Consider the following 26,567-nt stretch of genomic DNA (forward strand, 5'->3'; position numbering starts at 1 on the left):
CTGCTCCATGAGCAGGCCTGTCCTCGTGGTGGTGGGTGCCGGACCGGGCGTGAGCGGCTCGGTGGCCAGACGGTTCGCCGACGAGGGCCACGACGTCGCACTGCTGGGGCAGGACCAGGGCGTCCTCGACCGGCTCGTCGCCGACCTCGAGGCGCGCGGCGCCGCCGTGCAGCACGCGGTCGCCGACGTCACCGACGAGCAGGCGGCGCGCGAGGCCGTGCGCCGCTTCGGCGAGCACGCCGGCCGCATCGACGTGCTGCACTTCAACCCCAGCGCCTACCGCGAGAAGGACCCGCTGACGCTGACCGTCGACGAGCTCCTGGCAGACGTCGCCCTCGGCGTGGGCGCCCTGCTCACCGTGGTGCAGGCGGCGCGGCCCCACATGACGGCGGGCGGCCGGGTCAGCGTCACCGGGAGCATGGCCGCGGACGACCCCTGGCAGGGCGCGGCCTCGCTCGGGGTCCAGAAGGCGGGCGTGCGCAACCTCGTGCACAGCCTCGACAAGACGCTGTCGCCCGACGGCATCCGAGCCGTCTCCGTCACGGTCCGCGGCACCTTGGCCAGGCAGGGCGCGTTCACCCCCGACCGGGTGGCCGAGGCGATCTGGTCGGCGGTGACCCGCGACCCGGACCGGTGGACCAGCGAGGTCCCCTACAGCGGCTGAGGCAGCGCCACGCCACCTCCGGGCTCACGCACCGTCGAAGCCGCTGACCAGCACCCAGAAGACCAGCACGCCGACGAAGGCCGCCAGCAGGCCCCACCACGCGCCGGTGAGCGCCCGCCGCGTGGTGTCGGCACCGTCGCGCGCGAGGGCCGGCAGCCCGACGGTGACCGCCGCGCCGACGGCCGCCATCGCGAGCAGCTGCACGGGGATGATCCAGTTCTCCGTGCCCTCCCCGTCGAGGAACGACGCCGCCACCGGCAGGCTGAGCGCACCCAGGACGAGCAGGACGACGATCCCGACCGCGCGCTGGACCGACGCGGTCACTGCTCGACCCCCTCGGTCTGCTTGGCCACCAGCGTCAGCACGTCGTACGTCGCGACCGGCTCGTCGTCACCGTTGGTCACGAGCGCGTCCCAGCGCACCTCGCCGTAGTCGGCGGAGGAGCGCGGGGTGATCTGCTTGACGGTGAGGGTGACCCGGATCGAGTCGCCCGCCTTCACCGGGGTCAGGAACCGGAGGTCGTCGACGCCGAAGTTGGCGAGCACCGGGCCGGGCGCCGGGTCGACGAAGAGCCCGGCGGCCAGCGACACGATGAGGTAGCCGTGCGCGACGATGCCGCCGAAGAGCGGGTTCCTCGCCGCGGCGTCGGGATCGGTGTGGGCGTAGAAGGTGTCGCCGGTGAACTCCGCGAAGTGGTCGATGTCGGCCCGGGTGACCACCCGCGGCTCGGAGGCGATGGTGTCGCCCACGCGCAGCGTCGCCAGCGAGTGGCGGAACGGGTGCTCCGGGGTCACCGTGCGCCGCGAGCCACGCGTCCACCGGCCCGTGATCGCAGTCAGCATGTCGGGGGAGGCCTGGATGGCCGTGCGCTGCATGTGGTGCAGCACGCCGCGGACGCCGCCGAGCTCCTCGCCGCCGCCGGCCCGGCCCGGCCCGCCGTGCACCAGCATCGGGAGGGGCGAGCCGTGCCCGGTGCTCTCGGGCGCGTCGTCGCGGTCGAGCACCAGGATGCGGCCGTGCCACGGCGCCAGGCCGAGCACGAGCGCGCGCGCGACGGCCGGGTCGTGCGTGACGACCGAGCCGGCGAGGGAGCCCCTGCCGCGCGCGGCCAGCGTCACCGCCTCGTCGAGGGAGTCGTACGTCAGCACCGTCGACACCGGCCCGAACGGCTCGACGTCGTGCGGCTCGACTGCGCCGGCGCGGGCACGGAGCAGGACGGGGGACATGAACGCGCCGCGCTCGGCGTCGCCGGCCACCTTCCCCTCGTCGAGGACCACGTCGCACGACGAGCGCAGCGCCTCGACGGCCTTGCGGACCTCGTCGCGCTGCGCGAGGGAGGCGAGGGGGCCCATGCGGACCGACTCGTCGCCGGGGTCGCCGACCGTCACGGTCGCCAGCCGCTGCGCGATGGCGTCGGTCACCTCGCCGGCCACCGACGCCGGCACGATCACCCGCCGGATGGCCGTGCACTTCTGACCGGCCTTCGCGGTCATCTCGGTGACGACGCCCTTGACGAACAGGTCCCACTCGGGGTCGCCGGGCGTGACGTCGGGGCCCAGCACCGAGCAATTGAGCGAGTCGGCCTCGACCTGCAGCGAGACGCCTCCGTGCAGCACCGACGGGTGCTGGCGCAGGATCCCCGCGGTGTGGGCGGAGCCGGTGAACGCCACCGAGTCCTGCACCCCGAGGTGGTCGAGCAGGTCGCCCGCCGAGCCGGCCAGCAGCTGGAGCGAGCCCTCGGGGAGGATGCCCGACTCGACGATCCGGCGGACCACGAGCTCGGTGAGGTACGCCGTCTGGCTGGCCGGCTTGACGATCGAGGGCACCCCGGCGATGAAGGCCGGCGCCAGCTTCTCGAGCATGCCCCAGACGGGGAAGTTGAAGGCGTTGATCTGGACCGCCACGCCGGGCCGCGACGTGTAGACGTGCTGGCCGAGGAAGACCCCGGTCCGCCCGAGCTGCTCGAGGTCGCCGTCACAGACGACGGTGTCGTTCGGCAGCTCCCGGCGCCCCTTGGAGGAGTAGCTGAAGACGGTGCCGAAGCCGCCGTCGATGTCGATGAGCGAGTCGCGACGGGTGGCGCCGGTCGCGAGCGAGAGCTCGTAGAACTCCTCCTTGAGCCCGGTCAGGTGCGTGGCCAGCTCCTTGAGCAGCAGAGCGCGCTCGTGGAAGGTCAGCGAGCGGATGGCCGGTCCGCCGACGGTGCGCGCGAAGTGGGCCATCGCGCCGAGGTCGAGGCCGGCGCTGGAGATCCGGGCGACCTCCTGGCCGGTCGCCGCGTCGAGCAGCGGGTCGCCCTCGGCGGAGGAGGCGTACCACCGGCCGGCGGCATAGCTCTCGAGCAGTCGGGTCACGGCGGTTCTCCTCGGGATCGGAGCGGGCGCAGGCCGGTGTTTGCCTGCCGGGGTGACGAGTGACACACTAATACCAGACCGATCGGTCAGTAAATGTCGTGCAGACCCCGTCGGAGGACCCATGACGCTCACGGAGACCGCACCGGAGGAGCTCGAGCGGCAGTTCGAGGCGACCATCGCCCGGCACGACCGGATCGAGCCGCGCGACTGGATGCCGGAGGGCTACCGCAAGACCCTCGTGCGGCAGATCGCGCAGCACGCGCACAGCGAGATCATCGGCATGCAGCCCGAGGGCAACTGGATCACCCGCGCGCCGAGCCTGCGCCGCAAGGCGATCCTGCTCGCCAAGGTGCAGGACGAGGCGGGCCACGGGCTCTACCTCTACTCGGCGGCCGAGACCCTCGGGGTCTCGCGGCTCGAGCTCACCGAGCTGCTCCTCGCCGGGCGGCAGAAGTACTCCTCGATCTTCAACTACCCGACGCTGTCCTACGCCGACGTCGGCACGATCGGCTGGCTGGTCGACGGCGCCGCGATCTGCAACCAGGTACCGCTGTGCCGGACCTCCTACGGCCCCTACGGCCGGGCGATGATCCGGATCTGCAAGGAGGAGTCCTTCCACCAGCGCCAGGGCTACGAGCTCCTCACCACGATGATGCGCGGCACCGAGGAGCAGCGCGCGATGGTGCAGGAGTCGGTCGACCGGTTCTGGTGGCCCGCCCTGATGATGTTCGGACCGCCCGACGACGCCTCGCCCAACACCGCCCAGTCGATGGCCTGGGGCATCAAGCGCCACACCAACGACGAGCTGCGCCAGAAGTTCGTCGACATGTCCGTCCCGCAGGCGGAGGCCCTCGGCGTGACCCTCCCCGACCCCGAGCTGAGGTGGAACGAGGAGCGCGGGCACCACGACTTCGGCCAGCCGGACTGGGACGAGTTCATGGAGGGCGTGAAGGGCAACGGTCCCTGCAACGCCGAGCGGATCGCGCACCGGCGGCGCGCCCACGAAGAGGGGGCGTGGGTGCGTGAGGCCGCCACGGCGTACGCCGCCCGGCAGGCGGGAGGCGCGCGATGAGCGAGCTCTCCGCCGAGGGCGGGCACGGCGCGGTGCCGCTGCAGGGCGTCCCGACGGGCGAGGGCGTCTCGCCGCCGGAGCCGGAGTGGCCCCTCTACGAGGTGTTCGTCCGGGGCAAGCGCGGCCTCAACCACGTCCACGTCGGGTCGCTGCACGCCGCCGACGACCGGATGGCCCTGCTGCACGCGCGCGACGTCTACACCCGCCGCAGCGAGGGCGTGAGCATCTGGGTGGTCCGCGCCGACGCGATCACCGCCTCCAGCCCCGACGAGAAGGACCCGATGTTCGCGCCCAGCGGCGACAAGGTCTACCGGCACCCGACCTTCTACGACATCCCCGACCACGTCCCCCACATGTGACTCCACCCCGCGAGGCTGCGATGAACTCCCGTACCGAGAGACCCGCCGAGGACGAGCACGACAGCGCCTACTCCGGCCTGCTGGTCAACGACGCCCACTGGGCGTTCGGCGCCGCCCCCGTTCCCGAGGGGCACGGTGAGGACCCGCTGGCGGGCCTCGACACGACCGTCCCCGCCGGCGTCGACGCGCCCACGCTCGCGACGTACGCCCTGATGCTGGGCGACGACGCACTCGTGATGTCGCACCGGATCGCGGAGTGGACCAGCAACGCCCCCGACCTCGAGGACGACATCGCGCTGTCCAACATCGCGCTCGACCTGCTCGGCCAGGCGCGGCTCCTGCTGGCGCGCGCGGCCAGGGCCGACGCCTCGGTCGTGCCCGTGCTGCCGGAGGGCTCGCCGGCACCGCCCGAGGACGCGCTGGCGTACTTCCGCGAGGCCCACGAGCTGCGCAACGTGCGCCTCGCCGAGGTGGTCAACGGCGACTTCGCCGAGGCGACGGTCCGGATCCTGCTCTTCTCGGTGTGGCGGCTCGCCACCTGGGAGCGACTCCGCTCCAGCGCCGACCACGTCCTGGCCGCCGTGGCCGCGAAGGGCGTCAAGGAGCTCGCCTACCACCGGGACTACGCCGCCCGCTGGTTCGTCACGCTGGCGCAGGGCACCCCGGAGTCGCGGCGCCGGCTGCTGGCGGCGCTCGACGCGCTGTGGCCGCTGTGGCCCGAGCTGTTCGACACCCACCCGGTCGAGGCCGCCGCCGCGGAGTCCGGTGTGGGGGTGGACCCCGCAGCGGTGCGCGACGCGGCCGAGGCGGTCCTCGACCAGGTGCTCGACGCCGCCGACGTGCCCCGGCCCTCCGCGCCGCGCCGCGCGGGCGTGCTCGGACGCACCGGACGCGACGGGATGCACGGCGAGGCGCTGGGCCGGATGCTCGCCGAGATGCAGTCCGTGGCGCGCGCGCACCCGAGGGGCGTGTGGTGAGGCTCGGCACGCCCGCTCGTGCCGCGCGGGCCACTCGACCACCGAGGCGGCAGGTGGCCGCGGCCCGGTCCGTCGCAGCCGGCGTGACCGACCCGGAGCTGCCGATGCTCACGCTCGCCGACCTCGGGGTGTTGCGCGGCGTCGAGGTGGTGGATGACTCCCACGTCGTCGTCGAGATCACGCCGACCTACTCCGGGTGCCCGGCCATGGCGGCGATGCGCGACGACCTCGTCCGGGCGCTCACCGGCGCCGGCTTCGAGCAGGTCGAGGTGCGGATCAGCCTTCACCCCGCCTGGACCACCGACTGGATCACGCCGGCGGGGCGGGTGGCACTCGCTGCGGCGGGCATCTCGCCCCCGGGGCCCGCGCCGTCGGCCGACGGGCCGATCCCGCTGACCCTGCTGCCCACCGCCCGCCAGGTCCGCTGCCCCCAGTGCGACTCACCCGCCACCGAGCTGGTCTCGGAGTTCGGCTCGACGGCGTGCAAGGCGCAGTACCGCTGCACGTCCTGCCTGGAGCCGTTCGACCACGTCAAGGAGATCTGAGCGACATGGCCGCCCCGACCTTCCACGAGCTGACCGTCCGCGCCGTGGAGCCGCTCACCGACGACTCGGCCGCGGTCACCTTCGACGTGCCCGACGACCTGCGCGAGCTGTTCGCCTTCGCGCCGGGGGAGTCGCTGACCCTGCGCCGCGTGGTCGACGGCGTGGAGCACCGCCGCAGCTACTCGATCTGCGCCCCCGCCGGAGCCGCTCCGCGCATCGGCGTGCGCGAGGTCCCGGGCGGCATGTTCTCGTCGTGGCTGATCCGCGAGGTCGCGCCCGGGGAGACGATCGAGGTCGCCGCGCCCGCCGGCGGCTTCCGCGCCGACCCGGCGAGCCCCGGTCGGCACCTCTGCATCGCCGCAGGGTCGGGCATCACCCCGATGCTGTCCATCGCGGCGTCCGTCCTGGCGAACCCCGGGAGTACCGTCACGATGCTCTACGGCAACCGCGAGACGACGTCGGTGATGTTCGCCGAGGAGCTCAGCGACCTCAAGGACCTCCACGGACCACGCTTCGACCTCGTCCACGTGCTGTCCCGCGAGCCGCGCGACGTCGAGCTGTTCTCCGGCCGGCTCGACGCCGACCGCCTCCGGCGGCTGCTGACGCTCAAGGTGCCGCTCCCGGCCGTCGACCACGTGTGGCTCTGCGGCCCGCTCGGACTGGTCGAGGACGCGCGAGCCGTGCTCGCCGAGCTCGGCGTCCCGGCCGAGAAGGTCCACTTCGAGCTGTTCTTCGTCGACGCGCCGCCACCGCAGCTGCGGCACGCCGACCGCGTCGTGGAGGGCGTGACCAGCGACGTCACGGTCGTGCTCGACGGACGGGCGACCACCACGCCGATGCCTCGCGCGACGACGCTCCTCGACTCCGCCCAGGCCGTGCGCAGCGACCTGCCCTTCGCCTGCAAGGGGGGCGTGTGCGGCACCTGCCGCGCGAAGGTCGTCGAGGGTGAGGTCGAGATGGTGCGCAACTACGCCCTCGAGCCCGACGAGGTCGAGCAGCAGTTCGTGCTGACCTGCCAGTCCTACCCGGTCAGCGACACGGTGACGGTCGACTTCGACGCCTGACGCGCCGCGGGGTCGCCTCGACCGGCTCGGAGACCTTCCCTCCGTCGCTGGGGATGACTAGCGTTGGGAGGTCCCGTACGCGTCAAGGAGGTGCGTGGTGAGGATGCGTTGGCTGTCCCTGCTGGTGGCGCTGCTGCTCGCCGTGACGCTCGGTCCGGCGCCGGGCCGGGCCACGTCCGGGCCCGCGGACCGGCCCCGGACGTCCGCTCCGCCGACCCCCGTCCTCGTCGCCGTGCGGGCGGCTCACCGCGACGGCGTCGACCGCGTCGTCTTCGAGTTCCGCGGCGGCCTGCCCGAGTCGCGGCGGGTCGGCTACGTCCGTCGACTGTTCGCCGACGGGTCCGGGCGCCGCGTGCGCGTCGCCGGCCGGGCCCTCCTCCGGGTGCGCTTCGAGCCCGCCCAGGCGCACACCGACGACGGCTCGCCGACCGCGGCGCCCCGCCGGGTCGCGTACGCCCTGCCCAACGTCATGACCGCCGTCCGCGCGGGCGACTTCGAGGCGGTCACGACGTACGGCCTCGGGCTGGCGAGACGCACGCCGGTGCGGGTGACGACCCTGCAGGCGCCGCCGCGGGTCGTCGTGGAGGTCGGGGCCGGGTTCGCCACCGTGCGGCGCAAGGTGTGGTTCCTCGACCGCGACCGCTTCGCAGACGGGTGGGAGCCCTACTTCGTCCCCGTCCGGCGCCCGGTCGTGCCGGGTGCACCCGCCACCGGCCTGATGGACCGCCTCTTCGCCGGCCCGCTGCCGGGGGAGCGGGCGCGGGGCCTGCGCCTGCTGCGCTCGGGCGCGACGGGGTACGACGACCTGACGGTCGCGGGCGGCGTGGCCGACCTGCGGCTCACGGGCCGCTGCCGCAGCGGTGGCGCCACGGTGAGCATCGCCGGCGAGGTGCTGCCGACCCTCAAGCAGCTGCCGACGGTCGACCGTGTCGTGCTGCGCGACGCGGCCGGGAGCACGCTCGACCCCGACGGACCGGGCGACTCGACACCGGCGTGCCTCGAGCCCTGAGGCCGCAGGCGGTCAGGTGCTGTGCCGCACCAGGCCGTCGAACGCCAGGGTGGTGACGGTGTCGGCGAGCGCAGCCACGTCGCTGCCGTCGCGGAGCCACTCGGTCATCGAGTTGACCATTCCGAAGAGCAGCCGACTGGCCAGCAGCGGGTCGACGTCGGCGCGGATCGCGCCGGTGTCGGCGGCCTCGCGCACCATCTCGGCCAGCCGGTGGTCGATGTCGCGACGACGCGCGAGGGCGTTCTGCTCGGCGGGGGTGTTGCCGCGCACCCGCAGCAGCAGCGTGACCGCCGGCAGGTGGTGGGCGAGGACGACGACGCTGCTGCGCACGGCCGCACGCAGACGCTCCTCGGGCGTGTGGGACCGGTCGGCGTGCACCGCGTCGAGCGCGGCCGTCAGCTCGTCGAGCGCCTCGTCGAGCGCCCTTTCGAGGAGGTGCTCCTTGCTGGGCACGTGGTGGTAGATCGCCGACTTGGTCAGGCCCAGCTCCCGGGCGAGGTCGCCCATGCTCGTGGCGTCGTAGCCCTGCCGGTTGAACAGCGCGATCGCGACGCGCAGGACGGTCTCCTGGTCGTGCCCGGGCCGGCCCCGGCGCGCGCGCTCCGACATGGGTGAACGCTCTCACGACCCGCTGCGGATCGGCGCGACGCCGGGCGCGCCGGGTGCGGGGAGTTACCCGCAACGGCCGTGCGGGGGCTACAGTGGTCGCAGCGTCCAGACGCCGTGCCCCACTGACCACCCCAGGTCCACCGGCCACCGCCCCCTGACGCCCGCACCAAACCTCCACGCCGTGGTGTGCAGGTCAGCGCCGACCCAGGCTCGCCTGCTCCGCGACGCGTACCCAGTCCGGGAGGACACCTTGGCCCAGCGCCAGCGTCAACGCGGCAACCGTCGTGCCCCTGCGCACGCCCGCCACAAGGACAACGAGGGCATCGTCCCCGTGCTCGCCCGCGCCGTGCGCGAGCTGGAGTCCGCCGTGCAGCGGGGTCCTCTCGCCCCCGGCCAGCGGGTGCGCTTCCAGGTCGTCGCCCTGCTGGCGCGCGAGCACCGCACCGACGTACGCGCCTCCACCGAGCTCACCGAGGCACAGAAGGCCGACGAGCTCAAGCGCCTCGACGGGATCGCGACGATCCTCGCCAAGACCGCGACCCGCGACCCCTCCCTCTTCGGACTGCTGTCGGAGGAGGCCGTCGTCACCGACAGCGCCCGCGAGCTGCGCCTGGAGATGCTGCGCAAGGCCGGCATCGAGGCCGCGCAGGAGGAGCCGAAGCCCGAGGACGAGTCGGGTCCCGGGCTCGTCGAGCGTCGCGTCGTCCCGCGGTCGGTCCTGCAGCACCAGCTGGCCAACCCCTTCCTCAAGCCCGACTTCGAGATCGGCCGCGAGCGCCGCAGCGTGCACGGCCGGCTGGCCAGCTGGGAGCTGCTCGGCCCGCTGTTCCGCTCCTTCGAGCTCGGCGGCGCGTCCTCCTGCATGGACCTGCCCGAGGCCACCTCGCTCAACGCCCCGGGCAAGCTCGAGCTCATGCCCCACCAGGCGCGGCTGATCGCCGCCGCGGCGGAGGGCCACCGCACGTTCCTGCTGGCCGACGAGCCCGGCCTCGGCAAGACCGCCCAGGCACTGCTCGCCGCGCAGGCGGCCAACGCCTACCCGCTGCTCGTCGTCTGCCCGAACGTCGTCAAGACCAACTGGGCCCGCGAGACCGAGCGGTGGACCCCGCGCCGCCGCGCGACCGTGATCCACGGCGACGGCGACCGGGTCGACGCCTTCGCCGACGTCATCGTGGTCAACTACGAGATCCTCGACCGCCACGTCGGCTGGCTGAGCACCTTCGGCTTCCGCGGCATGGTCGTCGACGAGGCGCACTTCATCAAGAACAAGACCTCGCAGCGCTCGCGCCACGTGCTCGAGCTGTCGGAGAGGCTCCGCGCGCGCACCGCCCGGCCGCTGCTGATGGCGCTGACCGGCACGCCGCTGATCAACGACATCGAGGACTTCCGCGCGATCTGGCAGTTCCTCGGCTGGATCGACGACACCAAGCCGCTGGCCCGCCTGATGGAGGCGCTGGAGGAGACCGAGCTGACGCCGGCCGACCCGCCGTTCTACCCGGCGGCCCGCAAGGCGGTCATCGACATGGGCATCGTCCGGCGCCGCAAGGTCGACGTCGCCGAGGACATCCCCGCCCGGCGCATCGCCGACATCCCGGTCGAGCTCGACGACGAGGACACCCGCTCCATCCGCGCCGCGGAGGAGGACCTCGCCCGCCGGCTCGTCCAGCGCTACAAGGCCGCTCTGGAGACCCGTCGTACGGGCTCGGTGGTCGACGGCATCGACCACGAGCTCGTCCGGCGCGTGGCGACGTGGGAGCGCGAGGAGATGGACCAGGGCACCGGCGGGGAGAACGTCTTCTCGATGTTCCGCCGCATCGGCCGCGCCAAGGCCGGCCTCGCCGCCGACTACGCCGCCCAGCTGGCGCGCAACGTCGGCAAGGTCGTGTTCTTCGCCCGGCACGTCGACGTCATGGACATCGCGGAGGAGACCTTCACCCGACGCGGGCTCAAGCACACCTCCATCCGCGGCGACCAGTCGGCGAAGGCCCGCGAGAAGGCCATCGAGTCGTTCGTCAACGACCCCGACGTGCAGGTCATCGTCTGCTCGCTGGCAGCCGCCGGCGTGGGCGTCAACCTGCAGGTCGCCTCCAACGTCGTGCTCTCCGAGCTCTCGTGGACCGATGCCGAGCAGACGCAGGCGATCGACCGCGTGCACCGCATCGGCCAGAGCGACCCGGTCACCGCGTGGCGGATCATCGCCGCGCAGACGATCGACACCCGCATCGCCGAGCTCATCGACTCCAAGGCCGGCCTCGCCGCACGGGCGCTCGACGGCTCCGACGAGGAGGTGTCGTCCTCGGCCAACATCCAGACCGAGGCCCTCGTCGCGCTGCTCACCGACGCGCTGGAGCGGGAGCTCGGCTGAGCCTGCCCCCGGCGCCGGTAGTCCACCGGGAAGAGGCTGTCCGGGGGCGGTCCTGACGACCGTTTCCCGGTGGACTACCCGATGGCGGCGGGAGAGGGCAGCGCACGTCACACGGGGCCCGATGGCACTCGTCAAGTGGCTCGTCTTCAGTGGCCCCTTCAGTGGTCCCTTCAGTGGCCCCTCGTCAATGGCCCTACCTCAGTGGCTCGTTCAATGGCTCGTCACACCACGCCGCGACTGCAGCCTCGGCGCGATCCAGCGGTCCGCGACCAGGCCGGTGACGAAGGAGTACAGCGTCTTGTGCGCCACGTCGACGCGCCGCTCAGGGCTGGGCCACGACGCCGGCGGCGCGCCGACCCCGGTCGCGTTCTCCACGGTCTGGTCGAAGGCGAGCCTGACGACGGTGTGGGTCGCGTTGGCGTGGCTCCCGCGGATGCCGATGGCCGCCCACACGCCTCGCAGGGCCCCGAGGAGGGCGCCGGTGCCCCAGTGCATCGCGTGGTTCCACGTCGCGGGCGTGTCGCGGTCCGACGGCTCCCGGCCCAGCAGCGTGAGCAGCGCACGGGCCGGGACGTAGGAGCTCGGCCGTTGCGTGACGGCTTGCTCGAGCTTCTCCGCGACCGTCATCGCGGCCACGCCCACCAGGCCGGCCGCGGCCCCTCGCGCGGCCGCAGCGCGCAACGTCGAGTTCCGGTCCGATGTCCTCGCGTGCCGCGTCATGGACCACCGTGCCCAGGAACGGCGGGGCTGATGCCTCCGAGCCGCCGGCCACCTCCGCAGCCCCGCAGAGGACACCCGGCGACCTCAGGCCATCCGCTTCATCATCCCGGTCGGCAGCCGCTTGACCACGAACCCGAGCGGGCCCCAGGGCCAGGCGGGGACGCGGGCGGAGGCCTTCTCCTTCTCGATGGCCTCGACCATCGCCCGCACGCCCTTCTCGGTGGAGGTCATCAGGAGCGTCCGCGCCGAGGTGCCCGACATCTCCGAGACGATGTAGCCGGGGTAGAGCACGGTGACCTTGATGCCGGTGCCGTGGACGTCGGCGCGGAACCCCTCGGCCAGGTGCGCGACGGCCGCCTTCGAGGCGGCGTACGTGGTGATGTTGCCGGGCATCCCGCGCAGCGCCGAGAAGCTGGAGACCATCACCAGGTGGCCGCGGCCCTGGCGGCGGAAGATCGCGGCGGCCGCCTCGGTCTGGGCCAGCGCCCCGAGGAAGTTCGTCTCGGCCGTCTGCTTGTTGGCGTCGAACCGGCCGGTGCCGAGGGGCTGTCCCTTGCCGAGCCCGGCGTTGACGACGACCCGGTCGAGGCCGCCGAGCTCAGCGGCGAACTCCTCGAAGGTCCCGAAGACGGCCTCATGGTCCGTGACGTCGAGCGCCTTGACGAGCACGCGTACGCCCGGGTGGGCCGCGCCGATCTCGGCGCGCAGGTCGTCGAGGCGGTCGGTGCGCCGCGCGCAGAGCGCCAGGTCGTGGCCCAGCGCCGCGAACTGCCGCGCCATCTCGGCGCCCAGGCCGCTGCTGGCCCCGGTGATGAGGATCCGTGCCATGGGGGCTCCTAGCGGTAGGTGAGGAGGTCGGGGGAGAGGTGGTCGTGGGCGTTGAACGAGACGAGCGTCGTGCCACGCGAGCCGCGGACGACCGTCGAGGTGCCGGTGTTCACCGAGACCGGGTTCAGCCGCAGCCACAGGTCGGTGCGGGCGGGGGACGAATCGGCCAGCAGGGCGGCCGCCACCCACGCCACCGGTCCGCCGCTGCTGAGCACGACCGCCGTCCCGCGGGGCGGCAGCGCCGCGACCAGCCGGTCCATGGCCGCTGCGACCCGCGCGGTGAAGGCGGCGAAGGACTCGTCGTAGGCGTCGTCGTGCTCGCCGGAGGTCCACCGCAGCGTCGCCTCCTCGAACCACCGCTGGAAGGCGGCCCTCTCCGACTCGCCGTCGACCGTGGACGGCGAGTCGTGGACGCTGAGCACCTGCAGGTGGTCGAACTCGTTCCAGCCCGGGTCCACCTCGACGTCGCTCGCCCACCCCGCCCCCTCGAGCACGCCGGCGGCGGTCTGCCCGTGACGGCGCATCTCGCCGGCCACGACCACGTCGGCGCGGACGCCGCGCGCGGCGAGGGCGGCGCCGAGCACGCGGGACTGCTCGTGCCCGGTGGGGGAGAGGTCGTCGTAGTCGGCGGCCCCGAACGAGGCCTGTCCGTGCCGCACCAGGAGGATGCGGCTCACGACCGGATCAGCCCGTCGAGGCGCCTGCCGACGATCTGCACGGCGGCCCCGAAGAGCGAGTACATCTCGTTGGTCGTCTGCCCGTGGAACCAGCGGTAGTAGATCTGCTGGGCGATGACGGCCATCCGGAACAGCCCGAACACCTCGTAGAACCGCCACTGGTCGGGCGTGACCGTCCGGCCGGTCCGCTCGGCGTACGCCGCCACGAACTCGTCGCGGGTGAGCATCCCCGGCAGGTGCGTGGGCACGCGGCGCATTATCTGGACGTCCTCCGGGTCGTCGGCCTGCACCCAGTAGGCCATCGAGCCGGCGAGGTCCATGAGCGGGTCGCCGAGGGTGGCCATCTCCCAGTCGAGGACCCCCACGACGGTGGTCACGTCGTCGGCGTCGAGCACCAGGTTGTCGAGCTTGAAGTCGTTGTGGATGACGCAGGTCGCGACGTCGTCGGGCTGGTGCTCGTCGAGCCACGCCATGACCGGCTCGAGGTCGGGCACGTCGTCGGTGCGGGCGGCACGGTAGCGCGTCGACCACCCCTCGACCTGCCGGCGCACGTAGCCGAGCCCCTTGCCCAGGTCGGCCAGCCCGGCCGCGTGCGGATCGATGCCGTGCAGCTCGGCCAGGACATCGACGGCGGCCAGGCACAGGGCGCGCGCCCGCTCGGGTGGCAGCGGCACCTCGGCGGGCCACTCGCTGCGCGGGATCACGCCGGGGACACGGTCCATCGCGTAGAAGTCGGCACCGATCACGTCGGGGTCGTCGCAGAAGGCCACCATCGGCGCGACGTAGTCGAAGACCGGCGCCAGGGCCGACTGGATGACGTACTCGCGGTGCATGTCGTGCGCGCCGCGGGCCTTCGTGCCGCGAGGCGCCCGGCGCAGGACGAGGTCGCGTCCCGAGGGGTAGCGCAGCAGGAACGTGAGGTTGGACGCGCCGCCGGTGAACTGCCGGACCTCGGGCTCGCCGTCCAGGCCCTCGGGCGTGGCGGCGTTGTCGCGGATCCACGCGGCGACCCGGGCGACGTCGAAGGCGTCCTCCGCCCGCACCTCCCGGGCGCCCGGCACGCCGCTCACGAGCCGGCCGCCCGGAGCTTCGCCGCCTGCTCGCGCATGATCGCGTCGTAGGCCGGTCGATCCGCCCACTTGAGGAAGTACGCCTGGCGCGCCGCCTCGTCGGGCACGATCACGTCCTCCCCGGCGTCGATGCCGGCGAGCACCGCGGCCGCGACGTCGTCGGCGGTGACCTCGGAGCGCTCGACCAGCCCGGCGACGAGCCGGCCGACCGCCTCGTCGCTGCCCCGCATCGAGTCCATCAGGTTGGTGCGGAAGTAGGACGGGCACACCACGCTCGCCCGGATGCCGTACGACGCCAGCTCGTGGCCGCACGTCTCCGTGAACGCCACCACCGCGGCCTTCGTGGCGTTGTAGGAGCCCATCCCGCCCGGGTGCACGAGGCCGGCCAGAGAGGCGACGTTGACCAGGTGCCCGGAGCGCTGCTCCTTGAGCACCGGCACGAACGCCCTCGTCCCGCGGACCAGTCCGAACAGGTTGACGTCGGTGATCCACTGCCACTCCTCGAGCGTGCAGCGGTCCACGCGGCCGCCGCCGGCCACGCCGGCGTTGTTGACCAGGACGTCGAGGCCGCCCCACCGCTCGCGGACGGCCTCCACCGCGGCGGCCCAGTCGGCGTCGGAGGTGATGTCGAGGACGAGGTCGATGCCCTCGGCGGCCACCCGGTCGGTCGCGAGCACCTCGTCGCCACGAGCGCGGAACGCCGCGACCAGCGCGGCACCGAGGCCCGAGGCGGCGCCGGTGACGAGCACGCGGCGGCTCACGAGACGTACTTCCCGAGCTCGATCTTGGCCACGACGTTGCGGTGCACCTCGTCGGGTCCGTCGGCCAGCCGCAGCGTGCGGGCCCCGACCCAGGCCGCGGCGAGGGGGAAGTCGTCGGACATCCCGGCGCCGCCGTGCAGCTGGATGGCGGTGTCGATGACGTCGAGGGCCATGTTGGGGACCTCGACCTTGATCTCACTGACCGCCGAGTACGCCTCGCGGCTCATCCCCTGGTCGAGCAGCCACGCGGCGTGCATGACCAGCAGGCGGGAGCGGTTGATCGCGATGCGCGCGTCGGCGATGCGCTCCCGGTTGCCGCCGAGGTTGGCGATGGGCTTGCCGAACGCGGTGCGCGAGGTGGCCCGCGCGCACGCGAGCTCCAGCGCGCGCTCCGCGAGCCCGACGGCCCGCATGCAGTGGTGGACCCGGCCGGGGCCGAGCCGGCCCTGTGCGATCTCGAACGCGCGACCCGGCCCGAGCAGGACGTTCGAGAGCGGGACGCGCACGTCGTCGAACGACACCTCGCCGTGGCCCAGCGGCTCGTCGTGGTAGCCCATGGTGGTGAGCATCCGCTCGACCCGCACCCCGGGGGTGTCGCGGGGGACCAGGACCATGGTGTGCCGCGAGTGCCGGTCGGCGTCGGGGTCGGAGAGCCCCATGAAGACCAGCACCTCGCAGTCCGGGTTGCCGACGCCGGTGGACCACCACTTGCGGCCGTTGATGACGACCTCGTCGCCCTCGACGCGGGCGGTGGCGGCCATGTTGGTGGCGTCGGAGGACGCAACGTCCGGCTCGGTCATGCAGAAGGCGCTGCGGATCTCCGCCCGCAGCAGCGGCTCGAGCCAGCGCTCGCGCTGCTCGTCGGTGCCGTACCGGAGCAGCACCTCCATGTTGCCGGTGTCGGGAGCGTTGCAGTTGAAGACGAGGGGCGCGAGGAACGACCGGCCCATCGCCTCTGCCACGGGCGCGTAGTCGACATTGGAGAGGCCCTCGCCGCCGTCGGTCCCGAAGTCGGCGGCGTAGCGGCCGGCGTGCTCGGCCGGCAGGAACAGGTTCCACAGGCCCCGGGCGCGGGCCTTGCCCTGCAGCTCGGCGATGACGGGGTGGGGCGTCCAGTGGTCCCCTCCGGACTCGCGCAGCTCAGTCGTCCGACGATGCACCTCTGCCTCGACGGGCTCGACCTCGTCGGCGACGAACGCGCGCACGCGGTCGCGGAGGTCCGCTGCGCGGGGGGAGAGGGAGAAGTCCATGGATTGACCTTGGCACACTGTTGAGCAATGCTCAACAGCGTGGCCGAACCCGCCGAGCGCGATCCCGTACGCCGGCGCCTGAGCGCGCAGGAGCGTCGTCGGCAGCTCGTGGGCATCGGGCTCGCCAAGATCGTCGAGAAGCCCATCCAGGACCTCTCGATGGACGACATCGCGACCGAGGCGGGGATCTCCCGCGGTCTGCTCTTCCACTATTTCCCGACGAAGACGGACTTCTACCTCGCCTGCATCGCCGCCGCGGGACGCCGGATGCTGCGCACCACCGCGCCGGACCCGGACGCGCCCGGGGAGGTGCAGGTCGAGATGGTCACCCGGCTGATGATCGAGCAGATCGACCGGCGGCGTGACTTCTACCTCGCGCTCGTGCACGGCCACGGCGTCGCCGACCCGCGGGTCAGCGAGGTGGTGGACTCCGTGCGCGAGGGCAGCACCGAGCGCGTGGTGGCGGCGCTCGGGGTCCCGGAGCGCCAGCGCGAGGTCGTCCGGGCGTGGTGGGCCTACACCGAGGACCGGGCGCTCACCTGGTCGGCGGTGCCGACCGGCGAACGCCCGGTCCCGGTGTCGCAGCTGGTGCGGGAGTGCGTCGCCGCCCTCCACGCACTGCTGCGGATCAGCGTCTGAGCACCATGGGCGCTCAGCCCTTGGTGACGCGGCCCTTCACGGCGAAGCGGAGCCGGTCGTCGACCGGCTTGCCGCCGCACGCCAGCACGGTGTCGCGGTCGCACCGGTAGCGCGTCGAGCCGTTGACCAGGGTGACCGAGACGGCACCGACGGAGCGGTTGTCGAAGGAGACCCTGGTGCCGCCGTCGCCCCCGCGGCCGAGCCGGACCAGCTTGACCTGGCGCCTGCCGTCGACGCGGTGGACGACGACCACGGCGGACGGCGACGTGCGCTTGGCCGGTCCGCTGACCCGCAGCGCGAGCTTCCACCTGCGGCCGTCGAGGCCGGTGCCGGGAACGTAGAGGTAGGACGCGGAGGCCAGGTGGTGGATGCGCGTCGCGAACCGCTTGGACCGCTTCCGCTTGCTGAGCGCCTTGCCGGCGAAGATCCGGCCGCCGGCGTACTCGGCGCCCTCGGGGAAGTTGGCGGCCGGCGTCAGGTTGCCGGCGGCGTACGTGGCGTAGTTCTTCCGAAGCCCGCCCTTGCCGCGCAGCACGCGGTCGATCGCCTGGAGGCTGTACTTGTTGCCGTCGCCCTTGAGCGTGCCCGCCTGCTTCCAAGCCTTGTTGACGATCCTCGTGCCGTAGCGCGAGGAGAGGTACTCCCAGAACACCCAGTTGCCGTACTGGAAGCCGTTGGTCTGGCTGAAGGCGTCGAGCGGGATCTGGGGGGCGTAGATCTGGCTGACCGGGAGGTACTGGCGGTTGTCGTTGACGTGGGAGGCGATGCGCTCCTCCATCCAGGTCGCCGTGGACTCCAGCATCCACGGGTCCTCGGCGTAGTCGTAGGCGTACTGGACGGCGTGGAAGAACTCGTGCCCGGCAGTGACGACCAGGTTGTCGAGCGGCGTCCCGTTGGGGAACTGCGAGGCCGCGAAGTCGTTGTCGAGCACGCAGTAGCCGGAGGCCGTGCGCTTCTTCGCGCGGCGCTCGCCGGCGCAGAAGCCGTAGAGGTCGCCACCGAGGTCCTTGAGGTAGACGTCGAAGAGCGAGCTGCCACCCCTGGCGCCGTCACGCACGGGAGCGCGGTAGCCCATCTGGTCGACGATGGTCGACCACACGGAGTCCATCGTCGCGAGGTTCTGCGCAGGCCAGTCCGGGGAAGGCGGGGCGTCGGTGCCGGTGGGGACGTAGTGCACGCACAGGCGGGTGTTGCAGACCGGCGGTGCCTCGGCCACGGTGTAGCCGAACCCCTGGGGGTCGCTGACGCCGTCGGTCGGGCGGGCGAGGAGGGCGTCGGCGCGGCGGCGCTCGGTGCCGCGCAGCTCCGACTTCTTCATCCACAGGTCGCGCAGCACGAGCGTGGCGGAGGGGTCCGTGGGACGGGCGTCGCCGGCGAGCACGCGGCGCGCGGTGGCGAGCGTCTCGGACGCGGTCGGGTCGACCTGCTCCTCCAGCGAGGGCAGCGCGGGCAGCACCGGCTCGGCCGAGCGCTCGAGGAGGGCCTCGGGGTCCAGCCCCCGGGACTCCCGGAGGGCCGGACGGTCGTTGTCGGCAGCGACGGACGGAGCGGCCAGTGCCGTCCCGCCCACCAGTGCGATGGCCACTGCGGTGGTGACGATTCTGCGCATGGTTCCCCTCGTGTCGGTCGTGTCGTGGCTGACCCTAACCCGGCCGTGCGACGCCGCGGCGTCCGACGAGCGACTACAGGTCGGCGATGTGCTCGATGATGGCGGTGGTGGAGATCGCCGGGGTCCGCGGCAGGTAGACCACCTCGCACACGTCGGACAGCTCGTCGAACCTGCCGGCCCAGTCATCGCCCATCACGAGGACGTCGGCGCCGTGCTCGAGGACGTAGTCCCGCTTCTGCTCCAGGCTCTCCTCGACGAACACCTCGTCGACCACCTTGAGCGCTCCCACGATCGCGAGCCGCTCGCGCTGGCTGAAGATCGGGGCCCGGCCCTTCTTGCTCTCGTTGAGCGCGTCGGCGGAGACGCCGACGACCAGCCGGTCGCCCAGCTCGGCGGCGCGCTCGAGCACGCGCAGGTGTCCGACATGGAACACGTCGAACGTGCCGAAGGTGATGACGGTGCGAGGCATGCGCGGCATTCTGGCACGCGGGGCTTGTGCGGGTTGGGAGAGGATGGCGCGCATGGCCGCCACGACCACAGCGAGCACGCCGTCCCTCTCGCTCATCACCCCCGACCCCGGCGCCGACGAGGCCCGCCGCCGGGGTCTGCGCCGGATGCGCACGGTGGCTGTCGGGCTGCTGCTGCTCGCGGCGTGCGTGTACGTCGCCACCCTGGGGCGCGACGGATTCTGGGGGTTCGTCAACGCGGGCGCCGAGGCGTCGATGGTCGGTGCGATCGCCGACTGGTTCGCGGTGACCGCGCTGTTCAAGCACCCGCTCGGGCTGCCCGTCCCGCACACCGCGCTGGTGCCGAAGCGCAAGGACGAGCTGGGCAAGGGCCTCGAGGAGTTCGTGGGCGAGAACTTCCTGCAGGAGGAGGTCGTCCGCGACCGCGTCCGCGCGGCGAGGATCTCCGCGCGGGTGGGCGGCTGGCTGGCCGACCCCGCCAACGCCCGCCGGGTGGTCGACGAGGCCTCGGACGTCGCCGCGATCGCGCTCGGCAAGGTCCGCGACGAGCACGTCGCCGACCTGGTCACCCAGGCGCTGGTGCCGCGCTTCCGCAAGGAGCCCATCGCGCCGCTGCTGGGCTCGACGCTCATGGAGGTGCTGCGCGACGACCTGCACCACGGCCTCGTCGACCTCGCGCTCGACGAGATGCACCGCTGGCTGCTGGAGAACCCCGAGACGTTCTCGCAGGTGCTGGAGGAGCGGGCGCCGTGGTGGGCCCCGCCGCGGCTGAACGAGGCCGTGACCTCGCGGCTGCACGTGCAGGCGCTCGCGTGGGTGGAGGACATCCGCGACGACCCTCGTCACCGCGCCCGCGAGGCCCTCGACTCGATGCTGGGCCAGCTCGCGCACGACCTGCTCAACGACCAGCCGACCCGCGACCGCGCCGAGGCCCTGAAGAACCGGCTGCTCGACCACCCCCAGGTCGTCACCACCGCCATCTCGCTGTGGAAGGCGATGCGCGCCGCGCTGCTCACCTCGATCCGGGACCGCGAGGGTGCGGTGCGCCAGCGGCTGCTGGCCGAGCTCAACGCCTTCTCGCAGCGGCTGCGCGAGGACGCCGCCCTTCGCGACCGGCTGGACCGGGCAGCGGCCGACCTGACGGTCTTCGTGGTCGAGCGCTACGGCGCCGAGGTCACCACGGTGATCACCTCGACCATCGAGCGCTGGGACGGCAAGGAGGCCGCACGGCGCATCGAGCTGCACGTGGGCCGCGACCTGCAGTTCATCCGCATCAACGGCACGATCGTCGGCGGACTGGTCGGCGTGCTGATCCACGCGGTCACCCTGCTGACCGGGTGACCGGGCGCCCCACCAGGCATCGTCCTCAGCGTCGGCAGGGCTTCATGACCGGCATGACGCGCGTCGCGCTCTGCCTCGCGTGGGCGTACGCGTCGTCGAAGTGCGCGAGGTACTGGTCGTGCAGCCAGCGGTTGCCCACGAGGCGCACCATCACCTCGTCGTTGTAGAGCAGTCCGCCGCAGGTGGTGTTCGACGTGCCGGTGACGACGAGGTGGGTCTTCCTCCCGCGGTAGCGCGCGTGCACCACCAGCATCTTGTCGTGGGTCAGCGCCGTGCGGACGCGGGCGTCGGGGATGTCCCCGGCGGGGAGCGCCTGCTGGAGCCAGTTCTCGACCGTGTCGCGGGAGGTCACGATGCGCACCCGGCACCCGGACCTGGACAGCCGGGCGAGCCGGTCGCGCACGTCGGCGCGCTGGATGACGGCGAACATCGCCGAGACGTCGCGGGCCCCGCGCGTGCACGAGACGTCTCGCAACGTGTCGAGCAGCAGGTCGCTGCGGTTGGGGTAGACGGCGGCGGTCAGCGGACCGCGCCTCCACACCTTGCGGCGGTCGTTCCAGCGCTCGCCCCCCACGCGCAGGCTCTGGGCGGCGAGCCGGTCGAAGTACGCCACTCCGAAGCCGTGCAGGGCGGGGTCGTCGATCTTGAGGAACGAGTTGTACTGGCGGTACTGCCGGTCCTCGAGGTTCGCGGACGAGGTGATGAACGACTGCACCCCGCCGATGTCGGTGACGTAGAACTTCAGGTGCTGGACGTCCTGGCTGTCCGGGTACGGCCCGGGCGCGCGCCACGGCAGGCACGCCCCCCGGCAGACGGTGACGTTGCGGCGGGCGGGGTCCTGCTCCTCGATCACCCGCAGCAGGCGTCGTCCGTGCCGGTTGAGCCGGAGGTCGTCGTCGCCGACGAGCAGCACGACGGCGCCGCGCCGCTGCGCCGCGATCAGCGCGTCGGTCGGCGGGGCGATGTCCCAGCGGAACATCGCCACACGGATGGTGTCGCCTGGGCCGGCGGTGTCGAAGAGCCGGCTGGGGCGGTCGAGCACGGTCGGGTCGTTCGGGACCGTGGGCGGGGAGGTGAAGCACGTCTCGACCCCGGCCTGCGCCCAGCACCCCGACCGTCCCGCCCGCTCGCGGGGCGCGCGCTCGGCGTCGGCCGGCGAGGCCAGGGCCAGCACCGGCAGCAGCAGGCAGAGCGCGGTGGCGGACCGGAACCAGCGTGAGGTGCGCACGGACGCCTACCCTAGAGAAGTGCCCCCGAGCAGTGAACCCGTCGACGTCCCGATCCGTGACGAGTCGATCCGACTCGGTCAGTTCCTCAAGCTCGCGAACCTCGTCGAGAGCGGCGCGGAGGCGAAGCCGGTGATCGCCGACGGCGCGGTGACGGTCAACGGCGAGGTCGAGACGCGCCGGGGCCGCCAGCTCGTCCCCGGTGACGTGGTCACGCTGGGCGGGCTGGCGGCCCGGGTCGCCACGGGTGAGGCCGAGATCGACGTCCCCTGGTGAGGCGCCGGTGGTCCGCAGGCCCGCCCGCGACGACGGCACCGCCGCCCCCCGGGGTGCGGGTCAGCGGACCTCGAGCAGGTCCACCACGAAGATCAGCGTCTCGCCGGGCTTGATGACGCCGCCGGCGCCGCGGTCGCCGTAGCCGAGGTGCGGCGGGATCACGAGCCGCCGGCGGCCGCCGACCCTCATGCCCTGCACGCCGGTGTCCCACCCGGAGATCACCTGGCCGATGCCGAGGCGGAACTGCAGCGGGGTGCCGCGGTTGTAGGACGCGTCGAACTCCTCGCCCGTGGAGTGGGCGACGCCCACGTAGTGGACCGAGACGGTCGAGCCGGACGTGGCCTCGGCCCCCTCGCCCTCGACGAGGTCGGTCACCTCCAGGTCGGCGGGCACCTCGCCCATGTGCGGGTCGACGTCGGGCTTGTCGTTCACTGCTGCTCCCATCGATGGTCTGTCAGGTCCGGTGGACGTAGCTGTCGAGCTGGTCGCGCTCGAACTCGAGCTCGCCGATGCGGCTCTTGACGACGTCACCGATGCTGATGATGCCGGTCAGCCGACCGGCCGCCACCACCGGGACGTGCCGGACGCGGTGCTCGGTCATCGTCTGCATGAGGTCGGTCAGCGCGTCCTCGCCCGCGCAGGTGCGCACGTCGGCGGTCATGATCGCGCCGACGGCGCTGTCGAGCACGGCCTCGTCGGTGTGGAGTCGGCGGACGACGTCGCGCTCGCTCACGATGCCCGAGACGCGCTCACCGTCCTCGCTGACCACCAGCGCTCCGACGTTGTGCTCGGCCAGCAGGGCCACGAGCTCGCGCACCGTGGCGTCCGGCGCGATGGTGACGACGGCCTGGTCGGCCTTGGCCGAGATGACGTCCTTGATCCTCATGGTCCCTACCTCTCGTGCGGCACGGAGACTGCTGATGGGTCACCGTAGCCAAGCGGGACGGGGGAGGGACAGCGCTCAGTCGAGGACCGGTGGGGCCTGCCGGTCGCGCAGGCTGCTGACCGAGCCGGGTCCCCGTCGCGGCACGTCGGGGTCGGCCTCGTCGTCGAGCGCCCCGAGGAAGGACAGCGCGGCGTCGTGCAGGTGCCCGTTGGAGGCGAGGGCGTTGCCGCCCCAGGGCCCGTCGGTGCCGTCCAGCGAGGTGAACCGACCGCCCGCCTCCCGCACGATGACGTCGAGCGCCGCCATGTCGTAGACGGCCAGCTCGGGCTCCGCGACGAGGTCGACGGCCCCCTCGGCCAGCAGCATGTACGACCAGAAGTCGCCGTAGGCGCGGGTGCGCCAGCAGCGCCTGGTCAGCGACACGAAGTCGTCGAGCCGGCCGCGCTCGTCCCAGCCCGACAGCGACGAGTAGCTCAGCGAGGCGTCCTCGAGGCGGCGTACGTCGGACACCTCGCACCGCGTCGCCTTGAGCAGCGAGCGGCCTGTCCAGGCGCCGTTGCCCGCCGACGCCCACCACCGGCGCTGCAGCTGCGGCGCCGACACGACCCCGAGCACCACCTCGTCGTCGACCGCGAGCGCGATCAGCGTGGCCCAGACCGGGACGCCGCGCACGTAGTTCTTCGTGCCGTCGATCGGGTCGACGATCCAGCGGCGCTGGCTGTGCCCGCTCGAGCCCTGCTCCTCGCCGACGACGGCGTCGCGCGAGCGGACGCGGGACAGCGTGCGGCGGATGCCCTCCTCGACGGTCTTGTCGGCGTCGGTCACCGGCGTGAGGTCAGGCTTGCTCATCACGTGCAGGTCGAGGGCCTTGAAGCGCGCCTGGGTCAACGAGTCCGCGTCGTCGGCGAGCACGTGGGCCAGGCGCAGGTCGTCGGTGTGGTCGGTGGAGCCGGTGAGGGGCATGTTCACAGGCTATTCCCAGCATCGCGCCCTAGCCTGCCCGCATGGAACTCAACGGTGTGCCGCTGCACCCGCTCGTCGTCCACGCCGTCGTCGTCTTCGGGCCCCTGTCGGCGCTGACCGGGCTCGCCTACGCGTTCGTCGCGAGGTGGCGGTGGTTGCTGCGCTGGCCTCTCGTCGTGCTCGCCGTCGTCACGGCCGTGGCGTCGCTCGTGGCGGTCGCGGCGGGGGAGGACCTGCTGTCCGCGCGGCCCGAGCTGGCGCCGATCGTGGAGGAGCACGAGGAGGCGGGCGAGCTGATGCGCAACGTGGCGCTGGGCTACGTGCTGGTCGCCGGCTTCGCGGCCTGGGCCCTCGGAGGGGCCTCGGCACTGGCTTCCGGGCGGGGCGCGCGGGAGACCCGGCTCGGCATCCCGGCGGCGGCGCTGCTGGTGCTCGGGGCGCTCGCGCTGGTGGTCACGGTCTTCCTCGCCGGTGAGTCCGGCGCCGAGGCGGTCTGGGGCTGATCACCAGTCGCTGGCGCCCTCGCGGGCGGACAGCAGCCGGCGGAACGACTCGACGCGGTCGGGGTCGGCCCGGCCGGCCTCGACGGCGTCGTCGAGGCCGCACTCGGGCTCGCCGCTCCCGTGGCTGCACCCGCGGGGGCAGTCCTCGGTCATCTCGTCGAGGTCCGGGAAGGCCTCGATGAGCCGTTCGGGGCGGACGTGGGCCAGGCCGAACGACCGGATGCCGGGGGTGTCGATGATCCAGCCGTCGCCGTCTGGCAGCTCGAGGAGGTAGGCGCTGGTGGAGGTGTGCCGGCCGCGACCGGTCACGGCGTTGACGATGCCCACCTCGCGCCCGGCGTCGGGCACGAGGGCGTTGACCAGGGTCGACTTCCCGACGCCGCTGTGCCCCACGAGCACGCTGGTCCGGCCGCGCAGCCGGTCCCGCAGCTCGGTGAGGTCGCCGGCGCCCTCGCCCCGCAGCTGGGTGACGACCCACGGGACGCCGAGGGAGCGGTAGGTCGACAGCAGCGTCTCGGGGTCGGCGAGGTCGGCCTTCGTCAGGCACAGCAGCGGCGCCATGCCCGCGTCGTAGGCCGCGACGAGCGCGCGGTCGATGAGTCGCGGTCGGGGCTCGGGGTCGGCGAGCGCGGTGACGACCACGAGCTGGTCGGCGTTGGAGACGATCACCCGCTCGACGGGGTCGTCGTCGTCGGCCGTGCGGCGCAGGGTCGTGCTCCGCTCGACGACCTCGACGATCCGGGCCAGCGACCCGTCGGCGCCGCTCGTGTCGCCCACGACGCGCACGCGGTCGCCGACGACGACGCCCTTGCGGCCCAGCGGCCGGGACTTCATCGCCAGCACCCGCCGCCCCTCGACCAGCAGCGTGAAGCGGCCGCGGTCGACGGTGACCACGCGTCCGTCGACGGCGTCGGCGTACGTCGGACGGTCCTTGGTGCGGGGGCGGGTACGGCGGCGCGGGCGCTCGTAGTGCTCCTGGTCGTGCTCGGAGTAGCGACCGGTCACAGGGCGGTCCCGGCCGGTGCCCCGGCCGCGGCCGGCGTGCCGTGCACCGCGCGGCTCCAGGCCGTCGCGAAGTCGGGGAAGGTCTTCGCTGTGGTGCCGACGTCCTCCACGAGCACGTCGTCGACGGCCAGGCCGAGGATGACCCCGGCGTGGGCCATGCGGTGGTCGGCGTAGGTGTGGAAGGTGCCGCCGTGCAGGGTCGCCGGCCGGATGTCGAGCCCGTCGTCGCGCTCGGTGACGTCGGCGCCCAGCCGTCCCAGCTCGGTGGCCAGCGCGGTGATCCTGTCGGTCTCGTGCCCGCGGATGTGGGCGATGCCCCGCAGGTGGGAGGGGGAGTCGGCGAGCGCGCACAACGCGGCGACGGCCGGGGTCAGCTCGCCGACGTCGTGCAGGTCGAGGTCGACGCCCGCGAGCCGGTCGGGGCCGACCACGGTCAGGCCGCCGTCGGACAGGGTGACCTCGCAGCCCATCAGGGCGAGGATCGTGCGCAGCTCGTCGCCGGGCTGCGTCGTGGACCCCGGCCACCCGGTGACGGTGACCCGGCCGCCGGTGGCGGCGCCGAGGGCCAGGAACGGCGCGGCGTTGGACAGGTCGGGCTCGATCACGTGGTCCACCGCCCGGACCGGGCCCGGGGCGACGGCCCACCGGTTGGCGTCGGAGTCGTCCACCTCGACGCCGTGGCTGCGCAGCATCTGCACGGTCATCTCGATGTGGGGCAGCGACGGCACGGGCTTGCCGACGTGGCGCACGTCGACGCCGCGCTCGTAGCGCGCGCCCGCCAGCAGCAGGGCGGACACGAACTGCGACGAGGCGCTGGCGTCGATCGTCACCGTGCCGCCGGGGACCGACCCGGACCCGTGCACGGCGAACGGCAGCGCGCCGCGACCTCCGTCGTCGACGCGGACGCCGAGCTCGGTCAGGGCGGCGAGCATCTGGCCGACGGGCCGCAGGCGCATGTGCGCGTCGCCGTCGAACCGCACGGTGCCTCGCGCGAGGCCCACGACGGGCGGCACGAAGCGCATCACGGTGCCGGCCAGGCCGCAGTCGACGTCGGCGTCGCGGTCCCACGCGCCGGGGGAGACGGCCCAGTCGCCGGCACCCTCCCGGGAGACCTCGTCGCCGGTGTCGTCGATGCCGGTGCCGAGGGCGGTGAGCGCGGCGGCCATGAGCAGGGTGTCGCGCGAGCGGAGCGGGCGGCGTACGACGCTCGGACCGTCGGCGATCGCGGCGAGGAGCAGGGCCCGGTTGGTCAGCGACTTGCTGCCGGGCAGCGAGACGACCGCGTCCACGCGGTCGCGGGGGCGCGGTGCGGGCCAGAGCTCACTCAC

At 73.2% G+C, this 26,567-nt stretch carries 29 protein-coding genes; 12 read left to right on the forward strand and 17 right to left on the reverse strand.

Features of this window, described 5'->3' with window-relative positions:
* Positions 1 to 7 precede the first annotated feature (7 nt).
* Positions 8 to 664 carry an SDR family oxidoreductase gene (locus J3P38_RS13990; RefSeq protein WP_210440377.1) on the forward strand — a complete coding sequence of 219 codons (657 nt, stop codon included), beginning with the start codon at positions 8 to 10 and terminating at the stop codon, positions 662 to 664.
* A gap of 24 nt (positions 665 to 688) precedes the next feature.
* On the opposite strand, the gene J3P38_RS13995 is transcribed toward J3P38_RS13990, so the two are convergent.
* A complete protein-coding gene (locus tag J3P38_RS13995; RefSeq protein WP_210440378.1) occupies positions 689 to 988 on the reverse strand; it encodes a hypothetical protein in 300 nt (99 codons plus the stop codon).
* Complete coding sequence (paaZ, locus tag J3P38_RS14000; RefSeq protein WP_307807921.1) at positions 985 to 3,018, reverse strand: phenylacetic acid degradation bifunctional protein PaaZ; 2,034 nt, start codon at positions 3,016 to 3,018, stop codon at positions 985 to 987. Before paaZ ends, J3P38_RS13995 begins: the two co-directional genes overlap by 4 nt.
* Before the next feature lie 121 nt (positions 3,019 to 3,139).
* Here paaZ and paaA point away from each other — a divergent pair, with 121 nt between their 5' ends.
* The 6 genes from paaA to J3P38_RS14030 all read left to right on the forward strand — a co-directional run bounded on the left by paaA (position 3,140) and on the right by J3P38_RS14030 (position 8,044).
* A complete protein-coding gene (gene paaA, locus J3P38_RS14005) occupies positions 3,140 to 4,090 on the forward strand; it encodes a 1,2-phenylacetyl-CoA epoxidase subunit PaaA (protein WP_210440379.1) in 951 nt (316 codons plus the stop codon).
* Positions 4,087 to 4,449 carry a 1,2-phenylacetyl-CoA epoxidase subunit PaaB gene (gene paaB / locus J3P38_RS14010; RefSeq protein WP_210504105.1) on the forward strand — a complete coding sequence of 121 codons (363 nt, stop codon included), beginning with the start codon at positions 4,087 to 4,089 and terminating at the stop codon, positions 4,447 to 4,449. The genes paaA and paaB overlap by 4 nt, the downstream gene beginning before the upstream one ends.
* Positions 4,450 to 4,469: 20 nt before the next feature.
* A complete protein-coding gene (paaC, locus tag J3P38_RS14015) occupies positions 4,470 to 5,426 on the forward strand; it encodes a 1,2-phenylacetyl-CoA epoxidase subunit PaaC (RefSeq protein WP_210504106.1) in 957 nt (318 codons plus the stop codon).
* 83 nt (positions 5,427 to 5,509) lie between these two features.
* The gene (paaD, locus tag J3P38_RS14020) at positions 5,510 to 5,971 is read left to right on the forward strand and encodes a 1,2-phenylacetyl-CoA epoxidase subunit PaaD (protein ID WP_307807922.1); all 462 of its coding nucleotides are present in this window, start codon (positions 5,510 to 5,512) and stop codon (positions 5,969 to 5,971) included.
* A gap of 5 nt (positions 5,972 to 5,976) precedes the next feature.
* Positions 5,977 to 7,035: a 1,2-phenylacetyl-CoA epoxidase subunit PaaE gene (paaE, locus tag J3P38_RS14025; RefSeq protein WP_210504107.1), complete on the forward strand. Its 1,059-nt coding sequence runs from the start codon at positions 5,977 to 5,979 to the stop codon at positions 7,033 to 7,035.
* A 103-nt stretch (positions 7,036 to 7,138) separates the two neighbouring features.
* The gene (locus tag J3P38_RS14030; protein WP_455430101.1) at positions 7,139 to 8,044 is read left to right on the forward strand and encodes an AMIN-like domain-containing (lipo)protein; all 906 of its coding nucleotides are present in this window, start codon (positions 7,139 to 7,141) and stop codon (positions 8,042 to 8,044) included.
* A 12-nt stretch (positions 8,045 to 8,056) separates the two neighbouring features.
* Here J3P38_RS14030 and J3P38_RS14035 read toward each other — a convergent pair whose 3' ends face one another.
* Positions 8,057 to 8,653 carry a TetR/AcrR family transcriptional regulator gene (locus J3P38_RS14035; RefSeq protein ID WP_210504109.1) on the reverse strand — a complete coding sequence of 199 codons (597 nt, stop codon included), beginning with the start codon at positions 8,651 to 8,653 and terminating at the stop codon, positions 8,057 to 8,059.
* Between the two features lie 250 nt (positions 8,654 to 8,903).
* On the opposite strand from J3P38_RS14035, the gene J3P38_RS14040 reads away from it, so the two are divergent.
* Entirely contained in the window at positions 8,904 to 11,018 is a 2,115-nt protein-coding gene (locus tag J3P38_RS14040; protein ID WP_246856254.1) for a DEAD/DEAH box helicase, read from the forward strand.
* Between the two features lie 210 nt (positions 11,019 to 11,228).
* On the opposite strand, the gene J3P38_RS14045 is transcribed toward J3P38_RS14040, so the two are convergent.
* The 6 genes from J3P38_RS14045 to J3P38_RS14070 all read right to left on the reverse strand — a co-directional run bounded on the left by J3P38_RS14045 (position 11,229) and on the right by J3P38_RS14070 (position 16,324).
* Positions 11,229 to 11,738 (reverse strand): hypothetical protein, encoded by a 510-nt coding sequence (locus tag J3P38_RS14045; protein WP_210504111.1) that lies wholly within the window; start codon positions 11,736 to 11,738, stop codon positions 11,229 to 11,231.
* Between the two features lie 84 nt (positions 11,739 to 11,822).
* On the reverse strand, positions 11,823 to 12,566 hold the full coding sequence (locus tag J3P38_RS14050) for an SDR family oxidoreductase (RefSeq protein ID WP_210504112.1): 744 nt from the start codon (positions 12,564 to 12,566) through the stop codon (positions 11,823 to 11,825).
* An 8-nt stretch (positions 12,567 to 12,574) separates the two neighbouring features.
* Positions 12,575 to 13,243 (reverse strand): histidine phosphatase family protein, encoded by a 669-nt coding sequence (locus J3P38_RS14055; protein WP_210504113.1) that lies wholly within the window; start codon positions 13,241 to 13,243, stop codon positions 12,575 to 12,577.
* Positions 13,240 to 14,313: a phosphotransferase family protein gene (locus J3P38_RS14060; RefSeq protein WP_210504114.1), complete on the reverse strand. Its 1,074-nt coding sequence runs from the start codon at positions 14,311 to 14,313 to the stop codon at positions 13,240 to 13,242. Before J3P38_RS14060 ends, J3P38_RS14055 begins: the two co-directional genes overlap by 4 nt.
* Positions 14,310 to 15,074: an SDR family NAD(P)-dependent oxidoreductase gene (locus J3P38_RS14065; protein ID WP_210504115.1), complete on the reverse strand. Its 765-nt coding sequence runs from the start codon at positions 15,072 to 15,074 to the stop codon at positions 14,310 to 14,312. Before J3P38_RS14065 ends, J3P38_RS14060 begins: the two co-directional genes overlap by 4 nt.
* Positions 15,071 to 16,324, reverse strand: a complete 1,254-nt coding sequence (locus J3P38_RS14070) for an acyl-CoA dehydrogenase family protein (RefSeq protein ID WP_210504116.1) — start codon at positions 16,322 to 16,324, stop codon at positions 15,071 to 15,073. Before J3P38_RS14070 ends, J3P38_RS14065 begins: the two co-directional genes overlap by 4 nt.
* A 27-nt stretch (positions 16,325 to 16,351) precedes the next feature.
* Here J3P38_RS14070 and J3P38_RS14075 point away from each other — a divergent pair, with 27 nt between their 5' ends.
* Positions 16,352 to 16,963 (forward strand): TetR/AcrR family transcriptional regulator, encoded by a 612-nt coding sequence (locus J3P38_RS14075; protein ID WP_210504117.1) that lies wholly within the window; start codon positions 16,352 to 16,354, stop codon positions 16,961 to 16,963.
* Positions 16,964 to 16,976: 13 nt separating this feature from the next.
* On the opposite strand, the gene J3P38_RS14080 is transcribed toward J3P38_RS14075, so the two are convergent.
* Positions 16,977 to 18,572 carry an MXAN_6640 family putative metalloprotease gene (locus J3P38_RS14080; RefSeq protein ID WP_210504118.1) on the reverse strand — a complete coding sequence of 532 codons (1,596 nt, stop codon included), beginning with the start codon at positions 18,570 to 18,572 and terminating at the stop codon, positions 16,977 to 16,979.
* Positions 18,573 to 18,645: 73 nt separating this feature from the next.
* On the reverse strand, positions 18,646 to 19,041 hold the full coding sequence (locus J3P38_RS14085; protein ID WP_210440394.1) for an adenylyltransferase/cytidyltransferase family protein: 396 nt from the start codon (positions 19,039 to 19,041) through the stop codon (positions 18,646 to 18,648).
* A gap of 52 nt (positions 19,042 to 19,093) precedes the next feature.
* On the opposite strand from J3P38_RS14085, the gene J3P38_RS14090 reads away from it, so the two are divergent.
* A complete protein-coding gene (locus J3P38_RS14090; protein ID WP_210504119.1) occupies positions 19,094 to 20,380 on the forward strand; it encodes a DUF445 domain-containing protein in 1,287 nt (428 codons plus the stop codon).
* Positions 20,381 to 20,405: 25 nt separating this feature from the next.
* Here the strand turns inward: J3P38_RS14090 and J3P38_RS18445 are convergent, their stop codons facing one another.
* Complete coding sequence (locus tag J3P38_RS18445) at positions 20,406 to 21,608, reverse strand: phospholipase D-like domain-containing protein (RefSeq protein WP_210504120.1); 1,203 nt, start codon at positions 21,606 to 21,608, stop codon at positions 20,406 to 20,408.
* A gap of 19 nt (positions 21,609 to 21,627) precedes the next feature.
* Between J3P38_RS18445 and J3P38_RS14100 the strand changes: the two genes are divergently transcribed.
* Complete coding sequence (locus tag J3P38_RS14100; RefSeq protein WP_374222616.1) at positions 21,628 to 21,882, forward strand: RNA-binding S4 domain-containing protein; 255 nt, start codon at positions 21,628 to 21,630, stop codon at positions 21,880 to 21,882.
* A 60-nt stretch (positions 21,883 to 21,942) separates the two neighbouring features.
* On the opposite strand, the gene J3P38_RS14105 is transcribed toward J3P38_RS14100, so the two are convergent.
* The 3 genes from J3P38_RS14105 to J3P38_RS14115 all read right to left on the reverse strand — a co-directional run bounded on the left by J3P38_RS14105 (position 21,943) and on the right by J3P38_RS14115 (position 23,731).
* A complete protein-coding gene (locus J3P38_RS14105) occupies positions 21,943 to 22,284 on the reverse strand; it encodes an FKBP-type peptidyl-prolyl cis-trans isomerase (protein ID WP_455430095.1) in 342 nt (113 codons plus the stop codon).
* 52 nt (positions 22,285 to 22,336) lie between these two features.
* On the reverse strand, positions 22,337 to 22,768 hold the full coding sequence (locus tag J3P38_RS14110) for a CBS domain-containing protein (protein WP_210504121.1): 432 nt from the start codon (positions 22,766 to 22,768) through the stop codon (positions 22,337 to 22,339).
* 75 nt (positions 22,769 to 22,843) lie between these two features.
* Positions 22,844 to 23,731, reverse strand: coding sequence for an inositol monophosphatase family protein (locus J3P38_RS14115; RefSeq protein WP_210440399.1), 888 nt, complete (start codon positions 23,729 to 23,731; stop codon positions 22,844 to 22,846).
* A 41-nt stretch (positions 23,732 to 23,772) separates the two neighbouring features.
* Between J3P38_RS14115 and J3P38_RS14120 the strand changes: the two genes are divergently transcribed.
* Entirely contained in the window at positions 23,773 to 24,234 is a 462-nt protein-coding gene (locus tag J3P38_RS14120; RefSeq protein ID WP_210504122.1) for a DUF2231 domain-containing protein, read from the forward strand.
* Here J3P38_RS14120 and rsgA read toward each other — a convergent pair whose 3' ends face one another.
* Positions 24,235 to 25,239: a ribosome small subunit-dependent GTPase A gene (gene rsgA / locus J3P38_RS14125; RefSeq protein ID WP_210504123.1), complete on the reverse strand. Its 1,005-nt coding sequence runs from the start codon at positions 25,237 to 25,239 to the stop codon at positions 24,235 to 24,237.
* On the reverse strand, positions 25,236 to 26,567 hold the full coding sequence (gene aroA / locus J3P38_RS14130) for a 3-phosphoshikimate 1-carboxyvinyltransferase (protein ID WP_210504124.1): 1,332 nt from the start codon (positions 26,565 to 26,567) through the stop codon (positions 25,236 to 25,238). The genes rsgA and aroA overlap by 4 nt, the downstream gene beginning before the upstream one ends.

This window comes from Nocardioides xinjiangensis (assembly GCF_017916455.1).
Lineage (GTDB): Bacteria > Actinomycetota > Actinomycetes > Propionibacteriales > Nocardioidaceae > Nocardioides > Nocardioides xinjiangensis.